Genomic DNA, 22,932 nt, shown 5'->3' on the forward strand with positions numbered 1-22,932 from the left:
CGTTCCCTCGCTCTGCGTGGGAACGCATCCTGTGACGCTCTGCGTCACGCTTGAGAAGGGACGCGGAGCGTCCCGGGCGGCATTCCCACGCAGAGCGTGGGAACGATCAAATTCCGGAACCCGTAATGAAACAAAAAAAATCCCAATGGCCCTGGCACGTATTAACCGTGCTGGTGCTGATCGGCCTGGCTGGTGCGTTGTACTACGCCACCTCGCTGATGTCCTACGAATGGCGCTGGAATCGCGTGCCGCAATACTTCGCCTACCACGCCGAAGAATCCCAGCGCGCCACTGATATCTCCACTGTCAGCGAACTGGTGCGCAAAGGCGATAAAGCTGAAGTCACGCTGCGCAACGACGCAGGCGATGAGCAACGCGTGACCGTCGACGACAACAGCCTGCAAGTCGCCCAAGGCGATGATGTGGCCGAAGGCGATGTGATTGGCGTGACCCGTCATTGGGCCGCCGGGCCGCTGCTTTGGGGGCTGTGGACAACTTTGTGGTTGTCGGTAGTGTCCGGTGTGCTCGGGCTGTTGATTGGTCTCGCCACGGGCCTGTGCCGGCTCTCGAACAACCCGACGCTGCGCGATCTCTCGACGATCTATGTCGAGCTGGTCCGTGGTACGCCGCTGCTGGTGCAGATCTTCATTTTCTACTTCTTCATCGGCACCGTGATGAACCTGTCCCGTGAATTCGCCGGGATCGCTGCACTGTCGTTGTTTACCGGGGCCTACGTCGCGGAAATCATCCGTTCCGGCGTGCAGTCCATCGCCCGGGGGCAAAACGAAGCGGCGCGCTCGTTGGGGCTGAGTGCTGGCCAGTCGATGCGCCACGTGGTGATGCCGCAAGCCTTGAAGCGCGTACTGCCGCCCTTGGCCGGGCAGTTCATCAGCCTGGTCAAGGACACGTCGCTGGTCTCGGTGATTGCGATTACCGAACTGCTCAAAAGTGGTCGTGAAGTTATTACCACCTCGTTTTCGCCGTTCGAAATCCTGTTCTGCGTGGCCGGGTTGTACCTGTTGATCAACCTGCCACTGTCGAAAATCGCCAGTCGGCTTGAACGGAGGCTCGCGCAAAGTGATTGAAGTCCGCGATCTGGTAAAAGTCTTCGACACCCGTGGCCAAGTGGTTCGCGCGGTGGATAACGTCACCACGCAAGTGGCCAAGGGCGAAGTGCTGGTGGTGATCGGTCCGTCCGGTTCCGGCAAGTCGACCTTCTTGCGCTGCCTCAACGGCCTGGAAGAATTCGATTCGGGTTCGGTGAGCATCGATGGCCTGCAACTGGCCGACCCGAAAACCGACGTGAATGCCTACCGCCGCGAAGTCGGCATGGTGTTCCAGCATTTCAACCTGTTCCCGCACATGACCGTGCTGGAAAACCTCTGCCTGGCGCAAAAAGTCGTGCGCAAGCGCGGCAAGAAGGAGCGCGAGGCCAAGGCCTTGGCGCTGCTGGAAAAAGTCGGGATCGCGCAGAAGGCCCACGAGTTTCCATCGCGCTTGTCCGGTGGCCAGCAGCAGCGTGTGGCGATTGCCCGCGCATTGGCCATGGAACCCAAGGTCATGCTGTTCGATGAACCGACGTCGGCCCTGGACCCGGAAATGGTCGGCGAAGTGCTGGATGTGATGAAGACCCTGGCCTTGGAGGGCATGACCATGGTCTGTGTCACCCACGAAATGGGTTTTGCGCGGGAAGTGGCGGATCGGGTGTTGTTCTTCGATCACGGCAAATTGCTGGAAGATGCTTCGCCGGCCGAATTCTTCGATGCGCCGAAGGATCCACGGGCGCAGGCGTTTTTGCGTCAGGTCCTCTGACGGCGGCGACCTTGCGATCGCCATCGCGGGCAAGCCCGCTCCCACAATGGATTGCGCTGTTCATGCTATTTGCGTAACACCGCTTATCCCTGAGGGAGCGGGCTTGCCCGCGATTGCATCACCTCGGTCCTGAGTGAACCGAGGTCAAAACACCCCCTCAAACCTTGAACTTGCCCACCAGCATCTGCAGATGCGTCCCCAGCCGTGCCAGCTCAATGCTGGAGGCCGCGGTCTCTTCGCTGGCGGCCGAGGTTTGTTCGGACACGTCGCGCACGTTAAGCACGCTGCGGTTGATCTCCTCGGCCACGGCGGTTTGCTGCTCGGCAGCGGCGGCAATCTGCTGGTTCATCGTCTGAATGGCCGACACGGTGCGGGTGATGCTTTCCAGTGAGCCGCCGGCGCGGCGGGTCAGTTCGACGCTGCTGTCGGTCAGGGTGCGGCTGTTGTCCATGATGGTCGCGACTTGCTGGGTGCCGGCTTGCAGGCCGACGATCAGCTCTTCGATTTCTTCGGTGGACTTCTGGGTGCGTTGCGCCAGGCTGCGAACTTCATCGGCCACCACCGCAAAACCCCGTCCGGCCTCACCGGCACGGGCAGCTTCGATGGCGGCGTTGAGGGCCAGCAGGTTGGTTTGCTGGGCCACGGATTTGATCACGTCGAGCACGCTGCCGATCTTGTCACTTTCGCGCTTGAGGTCGCCCATCGCGGCAGTGGAGTTGCCGACTTCGAGGGCCAGGCGTTCGATCTGGGCGATGGCTTCGCCGACCACTTTGTCACCTTCGCGGGCTTGCTGATCGGCGGCGACAGCGGCTTCGCTGGCTTCCTCGGCGTTGCGCGCCACTTCTTGCACGGTCGCGGTCATTTCGTTCATGGCGGTGGCCACCTGGTCGGTTTCGACCTTCTGGCTGTTGACCCCGGCACTGGTCTGCTCGGTGACGGCCGACAACTCTTCGGCGGCGCTGGCGATTTGCGTGACGCCGTCGCTGATGCCGCCGATCAGTTCGCGCAGGCCCAGAATCATGCTCTGCATGGCGCGCTGGAGCTGGCCGAGTTCGTCGCGACGTTTGGAGGTCAGGTTGTGAGTCAGGTCGCCTGCTGCGACGCGCTCAGCGACTTTCAGGGTCTGGCTCAGCGGGATAACGATCTGACGGGTGATCGCCCAAGCGGCAATCATGCCAAAGACCAGGGCCAGAGCCGTGGCCAGCAGCAGCATGTTCTTGGCGTGTGCGGCATCGGTATCGCGAACAATGGTTTGCGACACGGTGAGTTTTTTGCTGACGTCGAGCAGGATGTCACCTTGCGCAGCCATGGTTTTGAGCGCGGCAGCGCTGGCGACCTGTGAGTCGCGGTACTGGCTGACGGCGGCGCGGTAGGCCTTGAGCGAGTCGGTGGCCTGTTGCAGGTTGGCGATGTGCTGCTCCGGCAATTTGGACGGCAGGCTTTCGAGGTTTTTCAGGGCGTTGTCGATGGCATCCAGTGCTGGCTGTTCAGCTTCGGCCTTGCCGCTATAGGTGTAGCCGCGGACCTGGAAGCGCGCTTGCTGGATCAGTTTGCTCAGATCAATCACGCTATTGAAGTCGGCAACACTATCGCCCTGTAACAGGGACTTCTCGACTTCAGCGACGCGGGCCACGGCATTATCGGCCGTGGCGCCGAGTTTGCTGCGGGCGTCTTCGCGGTTGGCGCCTGCCTGAGTCATGGCGGCGAACGCTTGTTTGTACTGGCTGACGGCGGCCAGTTGCTGGTCGACCATCGCTGCATCAGCCGGTTGTTCGATCATTTTGCGGGCGCTTTGCAGGCCGGTATCGAGTTGCGCAAGCTTGTCGTTAACCGCCCCCGGGCCTTGTTCTCCGCGGCGCATCTCATAGTCCAGGCGGGCGATGCGCAGGTCTTTGGTCAGGTCATTGAGGCTGGCAATGAACCCAAGCTTGTCGCCGCGGCTCGTCACATCACTCAGGCCGGTCCAGCCGGTGACGGTGATCGATAGGGTAAGCAGCAGCACCAGGCCGAAACCGATTCCCAGTTTGCGATTGACGCTGACGTTTCCCAGATTCTCGGCTAGCCATTGGTACATGCTGCAACTCCCTGGACCACTGATTTTGGTTTTGTGGGAACTGTATCGGCAGGCGAAAGAGAATCTGTAGGGCGGAAAAGGACTTGCGACGATCACAGTCCCTGTAGCAGCTGGCGAAGCCTGCGTTCGGCTGCGAAGCAGTCGTGAAATCAGACACCGCGGTGTTTCAGGTAGTCCGAGTTGTCCGGATTGACGACTGCTTCGCAGCCGAACGCAGGCTTCGCCAGCTGCTACAAGGTAGTCGGGGTTAGAAGAGGCGGGCGAGCAGCGCGGTGACGGCGGTTTCGACACGCAGGATGCGCTCGCCGAGTTGCACCGGTTGCAGGCCGGCCTTGCCCAGCAGGTCGATCTCGTAGGGGATCCAGCCACCTTCGGGGCCGATGGCCAGCGTCACCGGTTCGTCTAGCCCACGGGGGCAGGGCGGGTAATTGCCGGGGTGGCCAACGAGGCCAAGGGTGCCCTCGGTGATTGCCGGCAAACGGTCCTCAACGAACGGCTTGAAGCGCTTTTCGATGACGATTTCCGGCAGCACACTGTCCCGGGCCTGTTCGAGGCCGAGGATCAGTTGCTCACGAATCGCTTCGGGCTCCAGAAACGGGGTTTGCCAGAAGCTCTTCTCGACGCGATAGCTGTTCACCAGGACGATGCGCGGCACACCCATGGCGGCCACGGTCTGAAACACCCTACGCAGCATTTTCGGGCGTGGCAGGGCCAATACCAGGGTCAACGGCAGCTTGGTCGGGGGCGATTGGTCCAGCGTGACACGCAACTCGGCTTCATTGGCGTCCAGGCGCAGCACTTCGGCTGCCCCCATCAAACCGCCGATCCGTCCGACGCGCATGTTGTCACCGACTTCACAGCGGTGGACTTCCTGCATGTGCGTCAACCGGCGATCACGCAGGATCACCCGGTCGGCCGCAATGAAATCGGCTTCTTCGAGCAGCAGCAGGTTCACGGTTGGGTTGCTGGCGGCTGGTCGTTGTTGTCGTCAGCCGGTTGATCGTCCGGGTGCTCGCCGCGCTTGCTGACCAGGCTGCCAAACAGGATGCCGATCTCGAACAGCAGCCACATCGGAACTGCCAACAGCGTCTGCGAGAAGATGTCCGGCGGCGTCAGGATCATGCCGACCACGAAGCAGCCAATGACCACGTATGGGCGGATTTTCTTCAGGTATTTGACGTCGACCACGCCGATCCACACCAACAGCACCACGGCCACCGGGATTTCGAATGCCACGCCAAAGGCGAAGAACAGCGTCATGACGAAATCGAGGTAACTGGTGATGTCGGTCATCATTTCCACGCCGGCCGGGGTGGCGGCAGCGAAGAACTTGAAGATCAGCGGGAAGACCAGGTAATAGGCGAACGCCATGCCGGTGTAGAACAGCAGGATGCTGGACACCAGCAATGGCACGGCAATGCGCTTTTCATGCTTGTACAGGCCCGGTGCGATGAAGCCCCAGATCTGATGCAGGATCACCGGGATCGCCAGGAACAGCGAGACCATCATGGTCAGCTTCAGCGGCGTCAGGAACGGCGACGACACGTCGGTGGCAATCATCGTCGCGCCAGCAGGCAGGTACGCGCGCAGCGGCGTGGAGACGAAGGTGTAGATCTGCTGGGTGAAGGCAAACAACCCGGCGAAGATGATGAAAATCGCCGCTACGCAACGCAGCAGGCGGGTACGCAACTCGGTGAGGTGCGAAACCAGCGGCATGTGCTGGTCGTTTTCGGGGAGATCGCTCATGGGGCTCGCGGCGGCAGTGTGGGGTCATGAGGGGCCGGCGCTGTCGGCGCGACGGCATGAGCAACCGGTTCAACCGGCGTCGCTGGTGCAGCGGGCGCGGGTTGTGCGGTCGCTACAGCCGGTGCAGGCGCGGGTGTGGGTTCGAGGGCGGCGGCAGGGGCATGAATCGTCTGCTCTCCCACGTGCTCCACCGGCGTCGGCTCCTGCTGGGTCGGCGTGAAGATCTTCCGCGCCTCCTGTTCCAGCGACAGAATGTGCTCGTTGTGCAGTTGCCGACGAATTTCGTCGGCACCGATTTCACGCTCAACTTCCTGTTTGATTGCATTGAAACTGCGCTTCAAGCGCCCAACCCACAGGCCGGCGGTGCGCGCAGCACCCGGCAGGCGCTCAGGACCCAGCACGAGCAGGGCAACGAGGCCGACGAGCAGCAGTTCAGAGAAGCTGATACCAAACATTAGTCTGTGCTCACACGTCTTTGCGGATCGGCTCTTCGACTTTTTGCGCCTGCACATCGATGGTGTGCGGCTGGTTTACCGAGGCCTGTGGCTGCACCGGCGGTACTGGTTGAGACGGCGTGGCGGTCGGATCGGCCGGTTTTTCGTCGTCGTTCATGGCTTTCTTGAAGCCCTTGATCGACTCGCCAACGTCCGTGCCGAGGTTCTTCAGTTTCTTGGTGCCGAATACCAACACGACAACAACCAGGATGACGATCCAGTGTTTCCAGTCAAAAATGCCCATGTTGCAGCTCCTCTCTAATAGTTATTCAGGCGGACGGACGCGAGGCTTTCTCGACGTGTCCGGAGAGACCGAAACGACGGTCCAGTTCATCGAGTACAGCCTGTGGATGCTGCCCCAGTTGGGCGAGCATGACCATGCTGTGGAACCACAAATCGGCGGTCTCGTAGATCACATCGCTGCAGTCACCGCTGATGGCGGCATCCTTGGCGGCAATGATGGTCTCGACCGACTCTTCGCCGACTTTTTCCAGAATCTTGTTCAAGCCCTTGTGGTACAGGCTGGCGACATACGAGCTGTCGGCGGCGGCGCCTTTGCGCTCTTCCAGCACTTGGGCCAGACGGGTCAGAGTGTCACTCATGTGCGTGTCCTGCGGAATAGATGGCGTGCGGATCTTTCAGAACCGGGTCGACGGTTGTCCAGTCGCCGTTTTCGTATACGCGGTAGAAGCAGCTCTGGCGACCGGTGTGGCACGCGATGTCGCCGATCTGCTCGACCATCAGGATGATCACGTCGGCGTCACAGTCCAGACGCATCTCGTGCAGGGTTTGTACGTGGCCGGACTCTTCGCCCTTGCGCCACAGCTTGCCACGCGAGCGCGACCAGTAGATGGCGCGGTTCTCGGCAGCGGTCAGTTCCAGCGCTTCGCGGTTCATCCAGGCCATCATCAGGACGCGCCCGGTCTTGTGATCCTGGGCAATCGCGGGCACCAGGCCGTCGGCGTCCCACTTGATCTCGTCCAGCCAGTTTTTCATCTTCGACTCCGACAGCGGGCTCCACACTTCAATAGTCAAGCCCAGGCGTTGAAACAGTGTGCCAGTGCGTAACACAACTGGCTATCGGCGAACGACCAGATACAAACCGACGGCCATCATGATTCCCGCCGGCCAGTAGGCCAACTGGTTCAGTGGCCCGCCAGCGGCGAGTATCGCGCCACCGGCCAGATGGGCCGTACCGAGCAACCGCAGGAACCAGTCGTCGCGGCGTCGATGCCACGGTGGCGGCGGGTCGTACGCGTGGGGTTGAGACATGCGCTCCAGCAGGTCGCGGGCCATATTGGCCAGGTGCGGCAGCTGTTCAAACTGGCTCTGCACGTTGCCGAGCAAGGCTTTGGGGCTGACGCGCTCGCGCATCCAGCGCTCGAGGAACGGCTGCGCGGTGTTCCACAGATCGAGGTCCGGGTACAACTGGCGGCCCAGGCCTTCGATGTTCAACAGGGTCTTTTGCAGCAGAACGAGTTGCGGCTGCACTTCCATGTTGAAGCGTCGGGCGGTCTGGAACAGGCGCATCAACACCTGACCGAAGGAAATATCCTTTAACGGTTTTTCGAAAATCGGCTCGCACACCGTACGGATCGCCGCTTCGAATTCGTTGAGTTTGGTTTCCGCCGGCACCCAGCCCGAATCGATGTGCAACTGCGCCACGCGCCGGTAATCACGCTTGAAGAAGGCGAACAGGTTGCGCGCCAGGTAATCCTGGTCTTCCGGGGTCAGGCTGCCGACGATGCCGCAGTCGATCGCGATGTATTGCGGGCTCCACGGGTTCACGGTGCTGACGAAGATGTTGCCGGGGTGCATGTCGGCATGGAAGAAACTGTCGCGGAACACTTGCGTGAAGAAGATCTCCACACCGCGTTCGGCGAGCATTTTCATGTCGGTACGCTGGTCGGCCAGGGTCGTCAGGTCGGTGACCTGGATGCCGTAGATGCGCTCCATCACCAACACTTTCGGCCGGCACCAGTCCCAATAGACTTGCGGCACGTACAGCAGCGGCGAGCCTTCGAAGTTGCGCTTCAACTGGCTGGCGTTCGCCGCCTCGCGCAGCAGATCGAGTTCGTCGTAGATGGTTTTTTCGTAGTCCTGGACCACGTCCACCGGGTGCAGCAAACGCGCGTCGGCCGAGAGCTTTTCAGCGGCGCGGGCGAGAATGAACAGCCACGCCAGATCCTGGGCGATGACCGGTTTGAGGCCCGGGCGAATTACCTTGACCACCACTTCTTCGCCGGTTTTCAACTGCGCGGCATGCACCTGCGCCACCGAGGCGGAAGCCAGTGGCTCGACATCGAAGCGGCTGAACACTTCACTGATCTTTTTGCCGAGCTGTTCTTCGATCAGTTTGACCGACACTTGCGAGTCGAACGGCGGCACGCGGTCCTGCAGCTTCATCAGCTCATCGGCGATGTCTTCCGGCAGCAGGTCACGGCGGGTGGACAGAATCTGCCCGAACTTGATGAAAATCGGCCCGAGGTCCTGCAGCGCCAGGCGCAATCGCGCGCCGCGGCTCAAGTCCAGCGTCTTGCGCGGGAACCAGCGCCATGGCAACGCGTAACGCAGCGCCAGCAGGAACCAGGGCAGCGGCAGGGCGAACAGCAGGTCATCGAGACGGTAACGAATCACAACGCGCTGGATGCGCAACAAACGGCGGACGGCAAGCAGCTTCATGCGTTATCGCTTGGGTCGAGGGATCGGGAAAGGCGCTCGAAGCGCGCCTCGAGACGTTCCAGATCGAGTTTGATCTGGTCCAGTTCACTGAAACGGGCTTCGGCTTCGCGCTGACCGACGAGGGTTCGCGATTCTTCAGCCAGGTATTCGCCCAGGTTTTGCCCCAGGCTGATGAACCCTTGCTGATACCAGCGAGCGCGACTGCGCAGGTGACCACCGATCAGTTGCGTCGCCACCGGGCCGAGCCAGCGCGAGAGTTCATACTCCCAATCCAGCTCGAGGTCCTGAAGGATCGCCGCCAGTTCCAGCAGCACGCCGCTGTCTCCGTCGAGTTCGACTTCAGGGCCATGCAGGACCGAGGTCTTGTCCTTGCTCATCGCCAGTTTCAGCAGGCTTGAGGCCGGTGCACGCAAGGTGCAATCAACGCCGGTTTCCCAGTGGGAAGCGAGCATCAGGCCTTCGTCGCTGGGCAGGATGAACAGCTGCAATGCCGGGCTGCGGCAATCGATGGCTATCACCCGGCCGCTCAAATGCGCCAGCCGTGGCAGCGCCGTGCTGTCGAGACGCAGCACCCGGTTCAGGCCGAGTTCAACGCTGGCGAGCAGGCCGGCCAGCAACATCAGGGTTTGATGCCGCGGTGCAGGGCGACGATGCCTGCGGTCATGTTGTGGTAGGTCACGCGGTCGAAACCGGCCTCGACCATCATCGATTTCAGGGTTTCCTGATTCGGGTGCATGCGGATCGATTCGGCCAGGTAGCGATAGCTTTCCGAGTCGTTGGTGATCAGCTTGCCCATCAACGGCATGAAGGCGAACGAGTAAGCATCGTAGGCTTTGGACATCAGCGCGTTGGTCGGTTTGGAGAACTCCAGCACCAACAGGCGACCGCCAGGCTTGAGTACGCGCAGCATCGAACGCAGGGCGTCTTCTTTGTGCGTCACGTTGCGCAGGCCGAAGGCGATGGTCACGCAGTCGAAGTGATTGTCCGGGAACGGCAGTTTTTCAGCGTCGGCCTGAACGAATTCGACGTTGCCGGCGACACCGAGGTCCAGCAGGCGATCACGTCCGACCTTGAGCATCGATTCGTTGATGTCGGCCAGCACGACCTGGCCCGTCGGGCCAACGAGGTGCGAGAATTTTTTGGTCAGGTCGCCTGTGCCGCCGGCGATGTCCAACACGCGATTACCGGTGCGCACGCCCGAAAGCTCGATTGCGAAACGCTTCCACAAGCGGTGCATGCCGCCCGACAGGAGGTCGTTCATCAAGTCGTACTTGGCGGCTACCGAATGGAAAACCTCAGCGACTTTTTCCGCTTTTTGGCTTTCCGGAACGTTTTTGAAACCGAAGTGCGTGGTGGGTTCGGCATCGCTGCCTTTGCGCTGATCAGTCATATCGCTGTCACCAGAAGAGAATGCGGGACATTCTAATCCCCAAGGGATGCTTTGTCTTGGCAAGGCTGAAGGTAAGATGGATCACCCTCGGGACGTTTTGCCGCACCCGCGGTCAGGATTTACCGACCAAGCATTCATAAAGCAGGAGTCATTTGATGGCCCGTATTAGTGTTGAACGCGCCCACGGCCTGGGTAAGGAAGCGGCTCGCGAGAAGGCCGACAAGCTGGCGCAGAAATTGTCCGATCAATATGGCCTGGAGCCGCAGTGGTCGGGTGACACCTTGAACCTCAAGCGCTCCGGCGTGAAAGGCGCGGTGCATGTCAGCGAAGATTCGATCCGCGTCGATGTCGAGCTGGGCCTGATGATGTCGGCCATGAGCGGCATGATTAAATCGGAAATCGAGAAGGCGCTGGATAAAGCGTTGGTGTGACCTGCATCGATTTTTGAAGGCAGTCCCTGTAGGAGCCGAGCTTGCTCGCGATGGCGGTGTGTCAGTCCACATCCATTTTGAATGATGAGGGGCTATCGCGAGCAAGCTCGGCTCCTACAGGTCGAGGTGTGTGGCACCACTGGTTTATGTCAGTTGTTAGGGTGCCGTTTCTAATTTTTCTCCCTACTTTGTGCCTGAGCCCGACACTTATCCGGGCAGTTCCTCAAACCTTCTGCGCGTGAGGTGCACCATGGCCAAAGTTATTCTGAAGAAAAAAATCGACGCATCGACCACTGCTCTGGGCGACGTCAAATCCTATGCCCGCAAGATCTGGCTGGCAGGCCTGGGTGCCTACGCCAAGGTCGGCCAAGAGGGCAGCGATTACTTTCAAGAGTTGATCAAGGCTGGTCAAACTGTTGAAAAGAAAGGCAAAAAAGTAGTGGCTGAGAAACTTGAAGCCGCTAATGCCGAGATCGATGAAGCCAAGAGTGAAGTGAGCACTTTCAAAGGCAAGGTCGAAGTTCAACTCGACAAGGTCGAGAAGGCTTTTGACTCGCGTGTCGCAAGTGCCTTGAATCGTATCGGCATTCCGTCTAAACATGACGTTGAGACACTCTCTGCTAAGCTCGATGAGCTGACGGCATTGCTCGAAAACGTCGCGCGTAAATCTTAAGGAGAACGGGATGGCTGTTAAAAAGAACACCGAAAAAGAAGGCAGCTCGTGGATCGGGAAAGTCGAAGACTACTCCCGCAAAATCTGGCTGGCTGGTTTAGGCGTGTACTCGAAGATTGACACTGACGGCAGCAAGCTCTTCGATACATTGGTCAAAGACGGCGAGAAAGCCGAGAAGCTCACCAAGAGCGCTGTTGGCAAGAAAGTCGACGCCGCCAAGGATTCTGCTTCGTCGGCCAAGTCGCGCATCAGCGGCGTGAAAGATCGTGCGCTGGGCAAGTGGGATGAACTGGAAGGGGCTTTCGACAAGCGTCTGAACAGCGCCATTTCGCGCCTCGGTGTCCCGAGCCGCAACGAAGTCAAAGCACTGCACAGCAAGGTCGACACCCTGACCAAGCAAATCGAAAAACTCACCGGTGCCAAGGTTGCGCCTGTTGCGGCGAAAACCGCGGCGGCCAAACCGGCTGCTAAATCGGCTGCCAAGCCACTGGCCAAAGCTGCCGCTAAACCGGCTGCCAAACCAGCCACGAAAGCAGCGGCCAAGCCAGCTGCCAAGACTGCCGCCGCCAAACCTGCAGCAGCCAAGCCAGCGGCCAAGCCGGTCGCCGCCAAAGCGGCCGCTAAGCCAGCGGCTAAACCGGCTGTCAAAACCGCAGCCGCCAAACCGGCAGCAAAACCTGCTGCAGCGAAGAAGCCGGCAGTGAAAAAACCGGCCGCACCGAAAGCCGTTGCAAAACCAGCCGTTGCGGCTGCCAAACCGGCAACCCCGACAGCACCGGTCAGCGCATCGAACTCCGCGACTGCGCCAACCCCAGCTGTTACCCCGACTGTCGCGCCAGCTCCATCGACGCCAACCAGTCAGTCCTGATAACCCGGGGCTCAAAAAAACGCCCGGCCTGCCAAGGTCGGGCGTTTTTGTTTGTGCACGGTTCAATGAGCGACGCAGCCCTTGGTAGGAGCCGAGCTTGCTCGCGATGGCGGTGTGTCAGCCCAATTTAATATCGACTGACACGACGCCATCGCGAGCAAGCTCGGCTCCTACAAGGTTAGTCGTGGACTTCGAGATATTGCAGGGCCATCTGCTCCGTCGCGACCTTGATCGGCGGCAGCAAGTGCGGCGCCACCAGCATCATGATCTGGTACACCACCAGCCGCACTTCACCTTCACCCTCCAGAATCCGTTGGTAATCCAGCGAGAACAGCAGCGTCATGGTGATCTGTTCCACCAACTGCCCTAACGCCTGGGTGTCACTGACCAACTGCCCTTGAGCCTTCAACCGCGCCAGCAATGAAGCCAGTGTGCGCTTCAGCGCATTGAGCAAATTGCGTATGCCCTTGGCCAGTTTCGGCAGGCGCCCGGCGAGATTCGACAGGTCCTGGAACAGAAACCGGTAGTGCGCCAGCCGTTCGACGATCAAGTGCAGGAACAGCCAGTAATCGTCTGGTCCCAGTTCCACATCGGCGGGTGGGTCGAGCAGCGGCGCCAGCTCGGTCTGGAAACGCTCGAACAACCCGAGAATCAGCGGTTCCTTGCCGTGAAAGTGGTAGTAGAGATTGCCGGGGCTGATGCCCATCTCGTTGGCAACTTCCATGGTGGAGACGTTCGGTTCGCCTTTGTGATTGAACAACTGCAAGGCACATTCGAGAATCCGGTCGCGGGTTTTCATCCAGTCTTCTTAATGGTCGAGTCAGGCCACGGCCGGCGTCGGCCGTGGTGGGTTGAACGTCAGCGCACACGCACGTAGGTACCGGGTGCTGCCTCCTGCGGGGGGTAGTTCTGATTGCCGAGGGGCATGTGAGTTTCTTTTTGTGCCCCGGAACGTTGCTGAATCCACTCCAGCCACTGCGACCACCAACTGCCGTCGACTTGCTTGGCGTCGTAGTACCAGGCCCGCGGATCGCTGCTCAGTTTTGCGCTCTCGACGTAGTTGGCTTTCGGATTGCTTGGCGGGTTGAGAATGCTCTGTACGTGACCGCTGTTGGACAAGACGAAGCGTCGTTCGCCACCCAGCAGCAGGGTCGAGCGATACACCGCATCCCACGGCGTGATGTGGTCGTTGATGCCCGCGACGCTGAAGCTGTCGACGGTGACTTTCTGCAAATCGATGGGGGTGCCGCACACTTCAAGGCCGCCCGGATGACTCAGCGGGTTGTGCTTGAAGAAGTCCAGCAGATCACCATGAAAGGCTGCCGGCAGCCGAGTGTTGTCGTTGTTCCAGTAGAGGATGTCGAACGCTGGCGGTTCTTTGCCGAGCAGGTAGTTATTGACGAAGTAGCTCCAGATCAAGTCATTGGGACGCATCCAGGCGAACACCTTCGCCATGTCGCGACCTTCCAGCACGCCTTTTTGATACGACTTTCGCTTGGCCGCCTCAAGGGTCTGTTCGTCGGCAAACAGCGTTGCCGGGGAGTCCATTTGACTGTCGAGCAAGCTCACCAGATAGGTCGCGCTGGACACTCGCCGCAGCTGTCGCTTGGCCTGCAAGTGACCTTGCAGCGCGGCGATGGTCAGCCCGCCGGCGCAGGCACCCATCAGGTTCACCTCGCGGGCGCCGGTGATCGCCCGGCAGACATTCATCGCTTCTTCCACGGCTTCAACGTACGTCGACAGCCCCCATTCGCGATGACGCACATCCGGATTGCGCCAACTGATCATGAAGGTTTGCAAGCCATTCTTCAGGGCGTACTGGACGAAACTGTTATGCGGGCTGAGGTCGAAAATGTAGTACTTGTTGATCTGCGGCGGCACCACCAGCAGTGGTTTGGAATACTGTTTTTCACTCATCGGCTTGTACTGGATCAGTTCCAGCAGCTCGTTGCGAAACACCACGGCGCCAGTCGTGGTGGCCACGGTTTTGCCCACTTCGAACGCTTGCTTGGTGACTTGCCGAGGCAGGCCGTCATTGTGCAAGAGGTCGTCGACCAGATGGCTGATACCACGCACCAGGCTGTTGCCGCCGGAATTGAAGATCTCCTTGATCGCCAATGGATTGAGCAACGTGTTGGTTGGCGACACCGCGTCATTGAGCAAGGCAAACGCAAAGTGCGCGCGGGCACGATCGTCAGGCGACATCGCGCTGTCGTCGATCCAGCTTTTCACCTGTTTCTGCCAGCTCAGGTAGGCCTGCAGGCTGCGTCGGTAAAAAGGGTTGAGGCTCCACGCAGGGTCGTTGAAACGACTGTCCTGCGGGTTGGTCGGGTGCAAGGTTTCACCCAGCAATACGCGACCTAGCTGGCCGCCCAGCTTCAAGGCGTGGCGGGCGCTGTGCACCGGGTTGCGCAAGCCATGGGCCGCGACACTGCGCAGGGTCGAAATCAGATCCCGGCCGCGCAGGCCGGTAATCGCACTCTGTGCGTTGATGAACGCGGCGGGAGTGGGCAAAGCGTCTCTCGCTGGTTTTTCGCGCATGTCTCAACACTCCTTCGTCTTCAAGCCAAAAACAAACAAACAGAACCAGATCACCATAGTCGCTGTTGTGGGTTGTTGCGCGGCGTGGCGTCCTGCCTGCCTGTTTGGGTAAACAAATTCCCGAATTAACCGCTCAATGGCGACGGATGTGGGTGCATGACGGCGCGCTGACGTTCCTCTTCGAGGAATTTCATGATGATCGGTGCCACCGCCTCGGCGCGGGTAATCAGGAACAAATGCCCGTCATCGATGATGTGCAACTGGGCGTTGGGAATACGCCAGGCGAGCATGCGCATGTTGATCAACGGGATCAGTGGGTCGTCGTCGCCGGCCAATACCAGGGTCGGCTGGTTGATCTTGTGCAGCCAGTGAATGCTGGTCCAGCCAAGACCGGCAAACAGCTGCCAGTAATACCCGAGCTTGCCTGCCGAACGGACTTTCGCCGCGTGGCTGGCCGCCAGGGTGGGATCGCGACGGAACGAGCCGCCATAGATCATCGGAGCAATGCGGATGACATGAGACGGCTGGATGTAGCGCCGTGGGCTGGCCATCATCCACAGTACTTTCGGTTTGCCCGGCACCATCACCGCGCCGGCCGCCGTGGCCGCCAACACGAGTTTCTTGCAGCGCTCGGGGTAGTCATACGCGAACTGCTGGGCGAGGGCGCCACCCCAGGACACACCGATGACGTTGACTTGTCCGTAGTCAAGATAGTCGAGCATCCGTGCCGTGAGTTTCGCCAGGCCCGGGAAACGATAAGGCCGGTTCGGCGTGGATGAACCGCCGACACCGGGTACGTCGAAAGCAATGACTTCCAGGTCCGGGTCCAGTGCCGCGACGAACGGAAACACCAGCTCCAGGTTGGCGCCGATGCCGTTGAAAATCAGCAAGGGCGTCAAGTGAGGCTTGCCGGGGCGTACTGCCGTGCGGAGGGTCTGGCCATCCAGGTCGACGGTACGAAAGATGAACGGTTGCGGCATGCTTCAAGCCCTGTGGGTTAATTCATCCCCGATCCTCTGTAGGCGTTGAGCTTGCTCACGATAGCGGTGGGGCAGGCTCAGCAATATTGACTGTGCTGCCGCCTTCGCGAGCAAGCTCGGCTCCTACAGGGGCGCGAGGTGTGTCAGTTACCGCTCATGCACATAAGTGCCCGGTGCCGCTTCCGCCGCGACATAGGTTTTGTTGCCCAGAATCGTCGGGGATTTTTTCAGCTTGCCCGAACGTTCGGCTTGCCATGCCTGCCAGTGCAGCCACCAGGAATCGGTGTGTTTGGTGGAGTTTTCTTGCCAGTCTTCGGCCTTGACCGGCATTTCGGTGCTGGTCATGTAGCGCGATTTCGGGTTGCCCGGCGGGTTCAGAATGCTCTGGATATGCCCGCTGCTCGACAGCACGAACTCGACCTTGCCACCGAACAGTTGCGCTGACTTGTAGCAGGACTTCCACGGGGTGATGTGGTCGCTGGTGCCAGCCAGGCAATAGATGTCGGCGGTGACTTGCTTGAGGTCAATCGGCGTACCGCACACTTCCAGTGCATTGGAGCGGATCAGTGGATTACTTTTGAACATCTCGATCAGGTCGCCGTGGAACGCGGCCGGCAATCGTGTGGTGTCGTTGTTCCAGAACAGGATGTCGAACACCGGCGGCTCGTTGCCCAGCAGGTAGTTGTTGACCCAGTAGTTCCAGATCAAATCGTTGGGGCGCATCCAGGCGAAGACTTTCGCCATGTCGCGGCCTTCCAGAACCCCGGCCTGATAGGACTGGCGCTTGGCGGATTCCAGGGTTTGCTCGTCGACGAACAGGGCGACGTCGCTGTCCAGGGTGGTGTCCAGCACGCTGACCAGCAGCGTCAGGGCGTTGACCTTTTTCTCGCCGATTGCCGCGTAATGGCCCAGCAACGCGGTGCAGGTGATGCCTCCGGAGCAGGCGCCGAGCATGTTGATGTCTTTACTGCCGGTGATAGCGCTGACTACGTCGACCGCTTCCTTGAGCGCCTCGATGTAGGTCGACAGACCCCACTCGCGCTGTTCCTTGGTCGGGTTGCGCCAACTGACGATAAAGGTCTGCACATTGCTGCGCAGGCAGTAGCGCGCCAGGCTCTTCTCCGGGCTCAAGTCGAACACGTAGAACTTGTTGATCTGGGGTGGCACCACCAGCAATGGGCGTTCGTGCACCTGCTCGGTGGTGGGCTTGTACTGGATCAGTTCCAGCACGTCATTGCGGAACACCACCGCGCCTTCGGTCACGCCTAGGGTCTTGCCGACTTCGAATGCGCCCATGTTGACCTGGCTCGGCATGCCGCCGTTGTTCACCATGTCCTTGGCCAGGTGCGAGAGGCCGTCGAGCAGGCTCTTGCCACCGGTTTCGAAGAAGCGTTTGACCGCCGCCGGGTTGGCCGCCGTATTGGTCGGGGCCATGGCTTCGGTCATGAGGTTGATCACGAAATGCCCGCGAGCGACATCTTTGGGTGGCAGATTACTGTCATCGATCCAGTCGTGGAGCTCCTTGCGCCACGCCAGGTAAGTTTGCAAATAACGTTTGTAGAGCGGGTTTTGGCTCCAGGCCGGATCGGCAAAACGACGGTCATCGGTGGACGGTTGAAGTTCGGATTTGCCGAACAACACGTTCTTCAGTTCAAGGCCGAAATGGGCGACATGCCTGGCACTGTGAATCGGTTGTTTGATGGCCTGCCTGAGCACCATGCGAGCAGAAGCCAATAGATCTTTTCCACGCAGCCCAATGACAGGATTCAGCCCCAAGGTGTTTTCCGAGGCTTGAGTCTTCAAGTCATCGTTATTTTTGTTACTCATCTACGACGCTCCATTGTCCTGAGACGAGTACCTGATACCAGCGGTGTAGTCACACAGCCAATGCCAGGTACTACTGCTCGGGTGACCGTTAATACTGCATCGCTGCTTTTTAGTTCAGAGAGCACTGCAGGGAACTTGCCAGCTCCATTGGTTACCCGAGTTTAATTTTTTTCGCAAGCAGGCCAATCATTGACCCAGAAGCGGAGCATTCAAACAGATGAAATTAGAAAATGCCCTCTAAAGAGCAAGAGGCCTGACTTAGAGCATCAGCTTGACGACGGATTCATTCGGGTCGCGGGTTTTTCCGGCCGCTTTGAGCTCGGCAAGATAATCCGCCCAAAGTGCGTCATAACGTCGCGCCAATTCATAGAGGTATTCCCAGGTGAACAGGCCGCTGTCGTGGCCGTCATCGAAGGTCAATTTCAGTGCGTACTGACCGGCCGGTTCTACCTTGCTCAGGCCTACGTTGATCTTGCCAAATTGCAGGACAGGTTTGCCGTGGCCCTGGACCTCGGCGGAGGGAGAGTGCACGCGAAGAAATTCGGCGGGCAGGGTGTATTCCTCGCCCGACGCGTATTTCAGCGACAGGGTTTTCGAGGCTTTGTGCAGTTTGATGTCGGTGGGGATCATGACCGGGTATCCGTCTGTAGGCGTGTGGTCAGCCCCCTGTAGGAGCACGGCTTGCCGGCGATGGCGATTTCAAGTGCGCCATCGCCAGCAAGCTGTGCTCCTACAGGAGGTCACATGGCTTACAGGATATAACGGGACAGGTCTTCGTTCTGCGCCAATTCACCCAGGTGGCTGTTGACGTAGTCGGCGTCGATCAGGATCACCTTGTCGTCATGGGCACTGGCCAGATCACCGGCGCTGAACGACACCTCTTCAAGCAGTCGCTCAAGCAAGGTGTGCAGGCGACGGGCACCGATGTTCTCGGTCTTCTCGTTAACCTGCCAGGCGATCTCGGCAATGCGCTTGATGCCGCTCGGCTGGAACTCGATGCCCAGGCCTTCAGTCTTCAGCAGCGCACAATATTGCTCGGTGAGCGAGGCATGCGGCTCGCTGAGAATGCGCTCGAAGTCTTCAGGCGTCAGCGCCTTGAGCTCGACACGAATCGGCAGGCGGCCTTGCAGCTCTGGCACCAGGTCGCTCGGCTTGCTCAGGTGGAACGCACCGGAGGCAATGAACAGGATGTGGTCGGTCTTGACCATGCCCAGCTTGGTATTGACGGTGCAGCCTTCGATCAGCGGCAGCAAATCGCGCTGTACGCCTTCGCGGGACACATCGACACCGCCGGAATTGCCGCGCTTGGCCACCTTGTCGATTTCGTCGATGAACACGATGCCGTGCTGCTCGACCGCTTCCAGTGCCTTGGCTTTCAGCTCTTCATCGTTGACCAGGCGGCTGGCTTCTTCGTCGCGCACCAGTTTCAGCGCTTCCTTGACCTTGAGCTTGCGGCTCTTGCGTTTGCCCTTGCCCATGTTGGCGAACAGGCTTTGCAGCTGGTTGGTCATTTCTTCCATGCCAGGTGGCGCGGAGATGTCGACGCCGGACACTTCGGCGACTTCGATTTCAATTTCCTTGTCGTCCAACTGACCTTCACGCAGACGCTTGCGGAACAGCTGGCGGGTGTTGGAATCGGCCGAGGGTGCTTCGTCGTTGTTGAAACCCATGCGTGCCGGTGGCAGCAGGGCGTCGAGAATGCGCTCTTCGGCAGCGTCTTCGGCGCGGTGGCGCACCTTGGTCATTTCCTGTTCGCGCAGCAGTTTGATGGCTGCGTCAGCCAGGTCACGAATGATCGATTCCACATCGCGGCCGACATAGCCGACTTCGGTGAACTTGGTCGCTTCAACTTTGATGAAGGGCGCGTTGGCGAGTTTGGCCAGGCGACGAGCGATCTCGGTTTTGCCGACACCGGTCGGGCCGATCATCAGGATGTTCTTGGGGGTGACTTCAACGCGCAGCTCTTCAGGCAGCTGCATCCGGCGCCAGCGGTTGCGCAGCGCAATGGCGACGGCGCGCTTGGCATCGTCCTGGCCGATGATATGGCGATTGAGTTCGTGGACGATTTCACGGGGAGTCATGGACATAGTATTTAGCGGACCTCAAGCAAGAATGAGCCGTGGCACGATGGCCAACACGGGCTTACTCGGCGCAGTCCTGCTCCTCAATGGTCTGGGTGTGATTGGTGAATACGCAGATATCGGCAGCGATGCCGAGGGCGGTTTCGACGATTTCCCGGGCCGACAGATCGGTCTTCTTGAGCAGTGCGCTGGCCGCGGCCTGGGCGTAGCCGCCGCCGGAACCCATGGCGATCAAGCCTTCTTCGGGTTCTACGACATCGCCATTGCCGGTAATGATCAGGGAGGCGTCTTTGTTGGCAACGGCGAGCATGGCTTCGAGACGGCTCAGGGAGCGGTCGGTGCGCCATTCTTTGGCGAGCTCGACGGCTGCGCGAACCAGGTGACCTTGATGTTTCTCAAGCTGGCCTTCGAAACGTTCGAAGAGGGTGAAGGCGTCAGCGGTGGCACCGGCGAAACCGGCGATGACCTGGCCGTGGTACAGGCGGCGAACTTTCTTCGCGTTGCCTTTCATCACGGTATTGCCGAGAGAAACCTGGCCGTCGCCGCCCATGACGACTTTGCCGTGGCGGCGAACTGAAACGATGGTGGTCAAGGGAAGAGTCTCCACGCAGCGGGGCGAAAATGCCTTATGCCAACTCATATGGGGGTGGTGGCGCATTTTTCAACTGCGGGGCGGGAGAGGGGACGAGTGGTTTGAGTCAGATGGGATGTGTGGTGTTTATCAGAACGCTTTCGCGGGCAAGCCCGCTCCCACAGGGATAGCGCATATCCTGTGGGAGCGGCGGTGCGACGATTCGACTTGCCCGCGATGAACGATGACGCACAGATCCTGCCGGGAAATCAGCGGCTTTGGCGTTGTTGTAACAACAGGTTGCTAAAGCCTGCGCCGGCCAGTTGTTTCTGCGCGGTGGTCAGTTGTTCGCGGTTGCTGAACGGCCCGACCAGAACGCGATACCAGGTCTCATCCTTCACCGTGCCGGACTCAACCGCCACGGCCTGGCCCAGCAGAATGATCTGCGCACGAACCTTGTCCGCATCAGCCTCTTTGCGGAACGAGCCCGCCTGCAGGAAGAACTTGGTCACCGGCGCGGCTTTGGTGACGGGCGGCGGTGGCGGTGGTGTTATCCCGGCCAGGGCAGCCTGCGCGCGTGCCGTGTCGATCTTCGCCGCTTCCGCCGGTGTCACCGGTGTGGTCGGAATGGCTGGCACCTGTGGCGTCGGCAGGGTTTTTTCCGGCACGGCATCCGGCGGTACGATCACTTCCGATTCCGGCAGCAAGGTGTAGAAGTCGTATTTCGGCTTCACCGGTTGCGTCGGGCTCGGCGGGGTCTTGTTGGCCTCGGCGATCTTGGTGGCTTTCTGTTGCTGCTCCACCTTCTCGCGCTTGACCGTGTCGCTGCCCTTGCCCGGTTCCAGTTTCATCAGGAAAACGATGAACGCGCCGACCGTCAGGCCGATGGCCATCCACAACCAACCCGGGATCGGTTGCTTTGCTGGAGCTTGGTATCGGCTGGCGCCACGCTTGGGTGCAGGTTTTTTCTTGGCAGCCAACTTACATACGCTCCAGAGTTTCCAGACCCAAGAGTTCCAGGCCTTGCTTGAGTGTGCGACCGGTCAGTGCGGCGAGGCGCAGACGGCTTTGCATTTGCGCCGGGGTGTCGGCGCTCAGGATCGGGCAGTTCTCGTAGAAACTGGAGAACAGGCCGGCCACATCGTACAGGTAGGTGCACAGGATGTGCGGCGTCCCTTTGTCGGAAACGTTGTTCAGTACTTCGCCGAACTGCGCCAGTTTGGCGGCCAGTTCGTGTTCGTGCGCGGCTTCCAGCACGATCTGGCCTTCGACTTCGGTGAAGTCCTTGCCCAGCTTGCGGAACACGCCGGCAACGCGGGTGTAGGCGTACAGCAAGTAAGGCGCGGTGTTGCCTTCGAAGTTCAGCATCAGCTCGAAGTTGAAGCTGTAGTCGCTGGTGCGGTGCTTGGACAGGTCGGCGTATTTGACCGCTGCAATGCCCACCACTTTGGCGATATTGCGCAGTTCCTCTTCAGCCAGGTCAGGATTCTTTTCCTTCACCAGCGTATAGGCGCGCTCTTGCGCTTCGACCAGCAGATCGATCAGCTTCACGGTGCCGCCGTCGCGGGTCTTGAACGGCCGGCCGTCCGGGCCGTTCATGGTGCCGAAGCCCATGTGTTCCATTTCCATCGGGTGCGTCACGAAGCCGGCCTTGCGCGCCACGGCGAACACTTGCTGGAAGTGCAGGGCCTGGCGCTGGTCGACGAAGTACAGTGCGCGATCAGCCTTGAGCTTACCGCTGCGGTAACGCACGGCCGCCAGGTCGGTGGTGGCGTAGAGGTAGCCGCCGTCCGCTTTCACGATGATGACTGGCAGCGGATCGCCGTCGGCGTTCTTGAACTCGTCGAGGAACACGCACTGGGCGCCGTTGCTTTCGACCAGCATGCCGGCGGCCTTGAGGTCGTTGACCACGTTGATCAGGTCGTCGTTGTAGGCACTTTCGCCCATGACGTCGGCCATGGTCAGTTTGACGTTCAGCAGTTCGTAGATTTTCTGGCAGTGCGACAGGGAAATGTCTTTGAACTTGGTCCACAGCGCCAGGCAGTCCGGGTCGCCGGCCTGCAGCTTGACCACCAGGCCTCGGGCGCGATCAGCAAACTCTTCGGATTCGTCGAAGCGCTGCTTGGCGGCACGGTAGAAGTTTTCCAGGTCCGACAGCTCGTCGCTGGTGATCGGGTTTTCCTGGAGGTACGCCATCAACATGCCGAACTGAGTGCCCCAGTCGCCCACGTGGTTCTGACGGATCACTTCGTCGCCGAGGAATTCCAGGACTCGCGCGACACCGTCACCGATGATGGTCGAGCGCAAATGGCCGACGTGCATTTCCTTGGCGAGGTTCGGTGCCGACAAGTCGATGACCGTGCGCTGTGCCGGGCCGGCCTTGCGCACGCCAATCTGACTGTCGGCCAGCGCGGCATCCAGGCGCGAGGCCAGGGCCTGGGTGTTCTGGAAGAAGTTCAGGAAGCCCGGGCCGGCGATTTCGGTTTTGGTGATGTTTTCATCAGCCGGCAGCGCGGCGATGATTTTCTCGGCCAGGTCGCGCGGCTTCATGCCGGCCAGTTTGGCCAGCATCATGGCGATGTTGCTGGCGAAGTCGCCGTTCTTCTTGTCGCGGGAGTTTTCCACCTGGATCGCCGGCGACAGGCCTTCAGGCAACACACCTTCGTTGACGAGTTGGGTGATGGCTTGTTGGATCAGCTGGCGAATGGTGTCTTTCATGGTCTTCTCTTTCGACCGCAAGCGCGGCGGCGCTTCGATGCGCT

Annotated in this window: 24 protein-coding genes and 1 pseudogene; 5 read left to right on the forward strand and 20 right to left on the reverse strand. The window is 59.9% G+C overall.

The window, feature by feature from the left end; translation table 11 throughout:
* Positions 1 to 125: 125 nt before the first annotated feature.
* Positions 126 to 1,085: an amino acid ABC transporter permease gene (locus tag C7534_RS07005; protein ID WP_046031198.1), complete on the forward strand. Its 960-nt coding sequence runs from the start codon at positions 126 to 128 to the stop codon at positions 1,083 to 1,085.
* Positions 1,078 to 1,812, forward strand: a complete 735-nt coding sequence (locus C7534_RS07010) for an amino acid ABC transporter ATP-binding protein (RefSeq protein ID WP_046031197.1) — start codon at positions 1,078 to 1,080, stop codon at positions 1,810 to 1,812. The genes C7534_RS07005 and C7534_RS07010 overlap by 8 nt, the downstream gene beginning before the upstream one ends.
* A 157-nt stretch (positions 1,813 to 1,969) precedes the next feature.
* Here C7534_RS07010 and C7534_RS33235 read toward each other — a convergent pair whose 3' ends face one another.
* The 11 genes and pseudogenes from C7534_RS33235 to ubiE all read right to left on the reverse strand — a co-directional run bounded on the left by C7534_RS33235 (position 1,970) and on the right by ubiE (position 10,198).
* Positions 1,970 to 2,842 (reverse strand): methyl-accepting chemotaxis protein, encoded by an 873-nt coding sequence (locus tag C7534_RS33235; RefSeq protein WP_371916745.1) that lies wholly within the window; start codon positions 2,840 to 2,842, stop codon positions 1,970 to 1,972.
* Positions 2,828 to 3,886, reverse strand: a pseudogene (locus C7534_RS33240) (methyl-accepting chemotaxis protein); the annotation flags it as partial. The gene C7534_RS33235 and the pseudogene C7534_RS33240, both read right to left, overlap by 15 nt.
* Before the next feature lie 247 nt (positions 3,887 to 4,133).
* Positions 4,134 to 4,841 carry a 16S rRNA (uracil(1498)-N(3))-methyltransferase gene (locus C7534_RS07020; protein ID WP_109785362.1) on the reverse strand — a complete coding sequence of 236 codons (708 nt, stop codon included), beginning with the start codon at positions 4,839 to 4,841 and terminating at the stop codon, positions 4,134 to 4,136.
* Positions 4,838 to 5,632, reverse strand: coding sequence for a twin-arginine translocase subunit TatC (gene tatC / locus C7534_RS07025; protein WP_109785363.1), 795 nt, complete (start codon positions 5,630 to 5,632; stop codon positions 4,838 to 4,840). The genes C7534_RS07020 and tatC overlap by 4 nt, the downstream gene beginning before the upstream one ends.
* Positions 5,629 to 6,087, reverse strand: a complete 459-nt coding sequence (gene tatB, locus C7534_RS07030) for a Sec-independent protein translocase protein TatB (protein ID WP_109785364.1) — start codon at positions 6,085 to 6,087, stop codon at positions 5,629 to 5,631. Before tatB ends, tatC begins: the two co-directional genes overlap by 4 nt.
* A gap of 10 nt (positions 6,088 to 6,097) precedes the next feature.
* A complete protein-coding gene (locus C7534_RS07035) occupies positions 6,098 to 6,370 on the reverse strand; it encodes a twin-arginine translocase TatA/TatE family subunit (RefSeq protein WP_008005062.1) in 273 nt (90 codons plus the stop codon).
* Between the two features lie 25 nt (positions 6,371 to 6,395).
* Positions 6,396 to 6,728 (reverse strand): phosphoribosyl-ATP diphosphatase, encoded by a 333-nt coding sequence (locus C7534_RS07040; RefSeq protein ID WP_003220849.1) that lies wholly within the window; start codon positions 6,726 to 6,728, stop codon positions 6,396 to 6,398.
* Positions 6,721 to 7,122: a phosphoribosyl-AMP cyclohydrolase gene (gene hisI / locus C7534_RS07045; RefSeq protein ID WP_109785365.1), complete on the reverse strand. Its 402-nt coding sequence runs from the start codon at positions 7,120 to 7,122 to the stop codon at positions 6,721 to 6,723. Before hisI ends, C7534_RS07040 begins: the two co-directional genes overlap by 8 nt.
* Before the next feature lie 81 nt (positions 7,123 to 7,203).
* The gene (gene ubiB / locus C7534_RS07050) at positions 7,204 to 8,808 is read right to left on the reverse strand and encodes a ubiquinone biosynthesis regulatory protein kinase UbiB (RefSeq protein WP_046031190.1); all 1,605 of its coding nucleotides are present in this window, start codon (positions 8,806 to 8,808) and stop codon (positions 7,204 to 7,206) included.
* Positions 8,805 to 9,428 (reverse strand): ubiquinone biosynthesis accessory factor UbiJ, encoded by a 624-nt coding sequence (locus C7534_RS07055; protein ID WP_046031189.1) that lies wholly within the window; start codon positions 9,426 to 9,428, stop codon positions 8,805 to 8,807. Before C7534_RS07055 ends, ubiB begins: the two co-directional genes overlap by 4 nt.
* On the reverse strand, positions 9,428 to 10,198 hold the full coding sequence (ubiE, locus tag C7534_RS07060) for a bifunctional demethylmenaquinone methyltransferase/2-methoxy-6-polyprenyl-1,4-benzoquinol methylase UbiE (protein ID WP_007948968.1): 771 nt from the start codon (positions 10,196 to 10,198) through the stop codon (positions 9,428 to 9,430). The genes C7534_RS07055 and ubiE overlap by 1 nt, the downstream gene beginning before the upstream one ends.
* A gap of 155 nt (positions 10,199 to 10,353) precedes the next feature.
* Here ubiE and C7534_RS07065 point away from each other — a divergent pair, with 155 nt between their 5' ends.
* From C7534_RS07065 to C7534_RS07075, 3 genes are all read left to right on the forward strand, one after another.
* Positions 10,354 to 10,629: a polyhydroxyalkanoic acid system family protein gene (locus C7534_RS07065; RefSeq protein ID WP_027922116.1), complete on the forward strand. Its 276-nt coding sequence runs from the start codon at positions 10,354 to 10,356 to the stop codon at positions 10,627 to 10,629.
* A 250-nt stretch (positions 10,630 to 10,879) separates the two neighbouring features.
* Complete coding sequence (locus C7534_RS07070) at positions 10,880 to 11,302, forward strand: phasin family protein (RefSeq protein WP_046031188.1); 423 nt, start codon at positions 10,880 to 10,882, stop codon at positions 11,300 to 11,302.
* 10 nt (positions 11,303 to 11,312) lie between these two features.
* Positions 11,313 to 12,170, forward strand: coding sequence for a phasin family protein (locus C7534_RS07075; protein ID WP_109785366.1), 858 nt, complete (start codon positions 11,313 to 11,315; stop codon positions 12,168 to 12,170).
* A gap of 178 nt (positions 12,171 to 12,348) precedes the next feature.
* Here the strand turns inward: C7534_RS07075 and C7534_RS07080 are convergent, their stop codons facing one another.
* From C7534_RS07080 to argS, 9 genes are all read right to left on the reverse strand, one after another.
* Complete coding sequence (locus C7534_RS07080; protein ID WP_046031186.1) at positions 12,349 to 12,969, reverse strand: TetR/AcrR family transcriptional regulator; 621 nt, start codon at positions 12,967 to 12,969, stop codon at positions 12,349 to 12,351.
* Between the two features lie 59 nt (positions 12,970 to 13,028).
* Positions 13,029 to 14,711, reverse strand: a complete 1,683-nt coding sequence (gene phaC / locus C7534_RS07085; RefSeq protein ID WP_046031185.1) for a class II poly(R)-hydroxyalkanoic acid synthase — start codon at positions 14,709 to 14,711, stop codon at positions 13,029 to 13,031.
* A gap of 125 nt (positions 14,712 to 14,836) precedes the next feature.
* Positions 14,837 to 15,691, reverse strand: a complete 855-nt coding sequence (gene phaZ / locus C7534_RS07090) for a poly(3-hydroxyalkanoate) depolymerase (protein WP_046031184.1) — start codon at positions 15,689 to 15,691, stop codon at positions 14,837 to 14,839.
* A gap of 147 nt (positions 15,692 to 15,838) precedes the next feature.
* The gene (gene phaC, locus C7534_RS07095; protein WP_109785367.1) at positions 15,839 to 17,518 is read right to left on the reverse strand and encodes a class II poly(R)-hydroxyalkanoic acid synthase; all 1,680 of its coding nucleotides are present in this window, start codon (positions 17,516 to 17,518) and stop codon (positions 15,839 to 15,841) included.
* Between the two features lie 258 nt (positions 17,519 to 17,776).
* Positions 17,777 to 18,148 carry a gamma-butyrobetaine hydroxylase-like domain-containing protein gene (locus C7534_RS07100; protein WP_046031182.1) on the reverse strand — a complete coding sequence of 124 codons (372 nt, stop codon included), beginning with the start codon at positions 18,146 to 18,148 and terminating at the stop codon, positions 17,777 to 17,779.
* Between the two features lie 119 nt (positions 18,149 to 18,267).
* The gene (gene hslU / locus C7534_RS07105) at positions 18,268 to 19,605 is read right to left on the reverse strand and encodes an HslU--HslV peptidase ATPase subunit (protein ID WP_046031181.1); all 1,338 of its coding nucleotides are present in this window, start codon (positions 19,603 to 19,605) and stop codon (positions 18,268 to 18,270) included.
* A gap of 55 nt (positions 19,606 to 19,660) precedes the next feature.
* Positions 19,661 to 20,191 (reverse strand): ATP-dependent protease subunit HslV, encoded by a 531-nt coding sequence (hslV, locus tag C7534_RS07110; protein WP_046031180.1) that lies wholly within the window; start codon positions 20,189 to 20,191, stop codon positions 19,661 to 19,663.
* A 248-nt stretch (positions 20,192 to 20,439) separates the two neighbouring features.
* Complete coding sequence (locus C7534_RS07115) at positions 20,440 to 21,150, reverse strand: SPOR domain-containing protein (protein WP_109785368.1); 711 nt, start codon at positions 21,148 to 21,150, stop codon at positions 20,440 to 20,442.
* 1 nt (position 21,151) lies between these two features.
* On the reverse strand, positions 21,152 to 22,888 hold the full coding sequence (gene argS, locus C7534_RS07120; RefSeq protein WP_109785369.1) for an arginine--tRNA ligase: 1,737 nt from the start codon (positions 22,886 to 22,888) through the stop codon (positions 21,152 to 21,154).
* Between the last annotated feature and the right edge of the window lie 44 nt (positions 22,889 to 22,932).

The organism is Pseudomonas sp. OV226 (assembly GCF_003148705.1).
Classification (GTDB): Bacteria; Pseudomonadota; Gammaproteobacteria; order Pseudomonadales; family Pseudomonadaceae; genus Aquipseudomonas.

Excerpts from the sequence above, each read along its gene's own strand:
- C7534_RS07005 (WP_046031198.1), top strand. The coding sequence starts at position 126 with ATGAAACAAAAAAAATCCCAATGGCCCTGGCACGTATTAACCGTGCTG.
- C7534_RS33235 (WP_371916745.1), bottom strand. The coding sequence starts at position 2,842 with ATGCAGAGCATGATTCTGGGCCTGCGCGAACTGATCGGCGGCATCAGC.
- tatC (WP_109785363.1), bottom strand. The coding sequence starts at position 5,632 with ATGAGCGATCTCCCCGAAAACGACCAGCACATGCCGCTGGTTTCGCAC.
- tatB (WP_109785364.1), bottom strand. The coding sequence starts at position 6,087 with ATGTTTGGTATCAGCTTCTCTGAACTGCTGCTCGTCGGCCTCGTTGCC.
- C7534_RS07035 (WP_008005062.1), bottom strand. The coding sequence starts at position 6,370 with ATGGGCATTTTTGACTGGAAACACTGGATCGTCATCCTGGTTGTTGTC.
- C7534_RS07040 (WP_003220849.1), bottom strand. The coding sequence starts at position 6,728 with ATGAGTGACACTCTGACCCGTCTGGCCCAAGTGCTGGAAGAGCGCAAA.
- hisI (WP_109785365.1), bottom strand. The coding sequence starts at position 7,122 with ATGAAAAACTGGCTGGACGAGATCAAGTGGGACGCCGACGGCCTGGTG.
- ubiB (WP_046031190.1), bottom strand. The coding sequence starts at position 8,808 with ATGAAGCTGCTTGCCGTCCGCCGTTTGTTGCGCATCCAGCGCGTTGTG.
- C7534_RS07055 (WP_046031189.1), bottom strand. The coding sequence starts at position 9,428 with ATGTTGCTGGCCGGCCTGCTCGCCAGCGTTGAACTCGGCCTGAACCGG.
- ubiE (WP_007948968.1), bottom strand. The coding sequence starts at position 10,198 with ATGACTGATCAGCGCAAAGGCAGCGATGCCGAACCCACCACGCACTTC.
- C7534_RS07065 (WP_027922116.1), top strand. The coding sequence starts at position 10,354 with ATGGCCCGTATTAGTGTTGAACGCGCCCACGGCCTGGGTAAGGAAGCG.
- C7534_RS07070 (WP_046031188.1), top strand. The coding sequence starts at position 10,880 with ATGGCCAAAGTTATTCTGAAGAAAAAAATCGACGCATCGACCACTGCT.
- C7534_RS07075 (WP_109785366.1), top strand. The coding sequence starts at position 11,313 with ATGGCTGTTAAAAAGAACACCGAAAAAGAAGGCAGCTCGTGGATCGGG.
- C7534_RS07080 (WP_046031186.1), bottom strand. The coding sequence starts at position 12,969 with ATGAAAACCCGCGACCGGATTCTCGAATGTGCCTTGCAGTTGTTCAAT.
- phaC (WP_046031185.1), bottom strand. The coding sequence starts at position 14,711 with ATGCGCGAAAAACCAGCGAGAGACGCTTTGCCCACTCCCGCCGCGTTC.
- phaZ (WP_046031184.1), bottom strand. The coding sequence starts at position 15,691 with ATGCCGCAACCGTTCATCTTTCGTACCGTCGACCTGGATGGCCAGACC.
- phaC (WP_109785367.1), bottom strand. The coding sequence starts at position 17,518 with ATGAGTAACAAAAATAACGATGACTTGAAGACTCAAGCCTCGGAAAAC.
- C7534_RS07100 (WP_046031182.1), bottom strand. The coding sequence starts at position 18,148 with ATGATCCCCACCGACATCAAACTGCACAAAGCCTCGAAAACCCTGTCG.
- hslU (WP_046031181.1), bottom strand. The coding sequence starts at position 19,605 with ATGTCCATGACTCCCCGTGAAATCGTCCACGAACTCAATCGCCATATC.
- argS (WP_109785369.1), bottom strand. The coding sequence starts at position 22,888 with ATGAAAGACACCATTCGCCAGCTGATCCAACAAGCCATCACCCAACTC.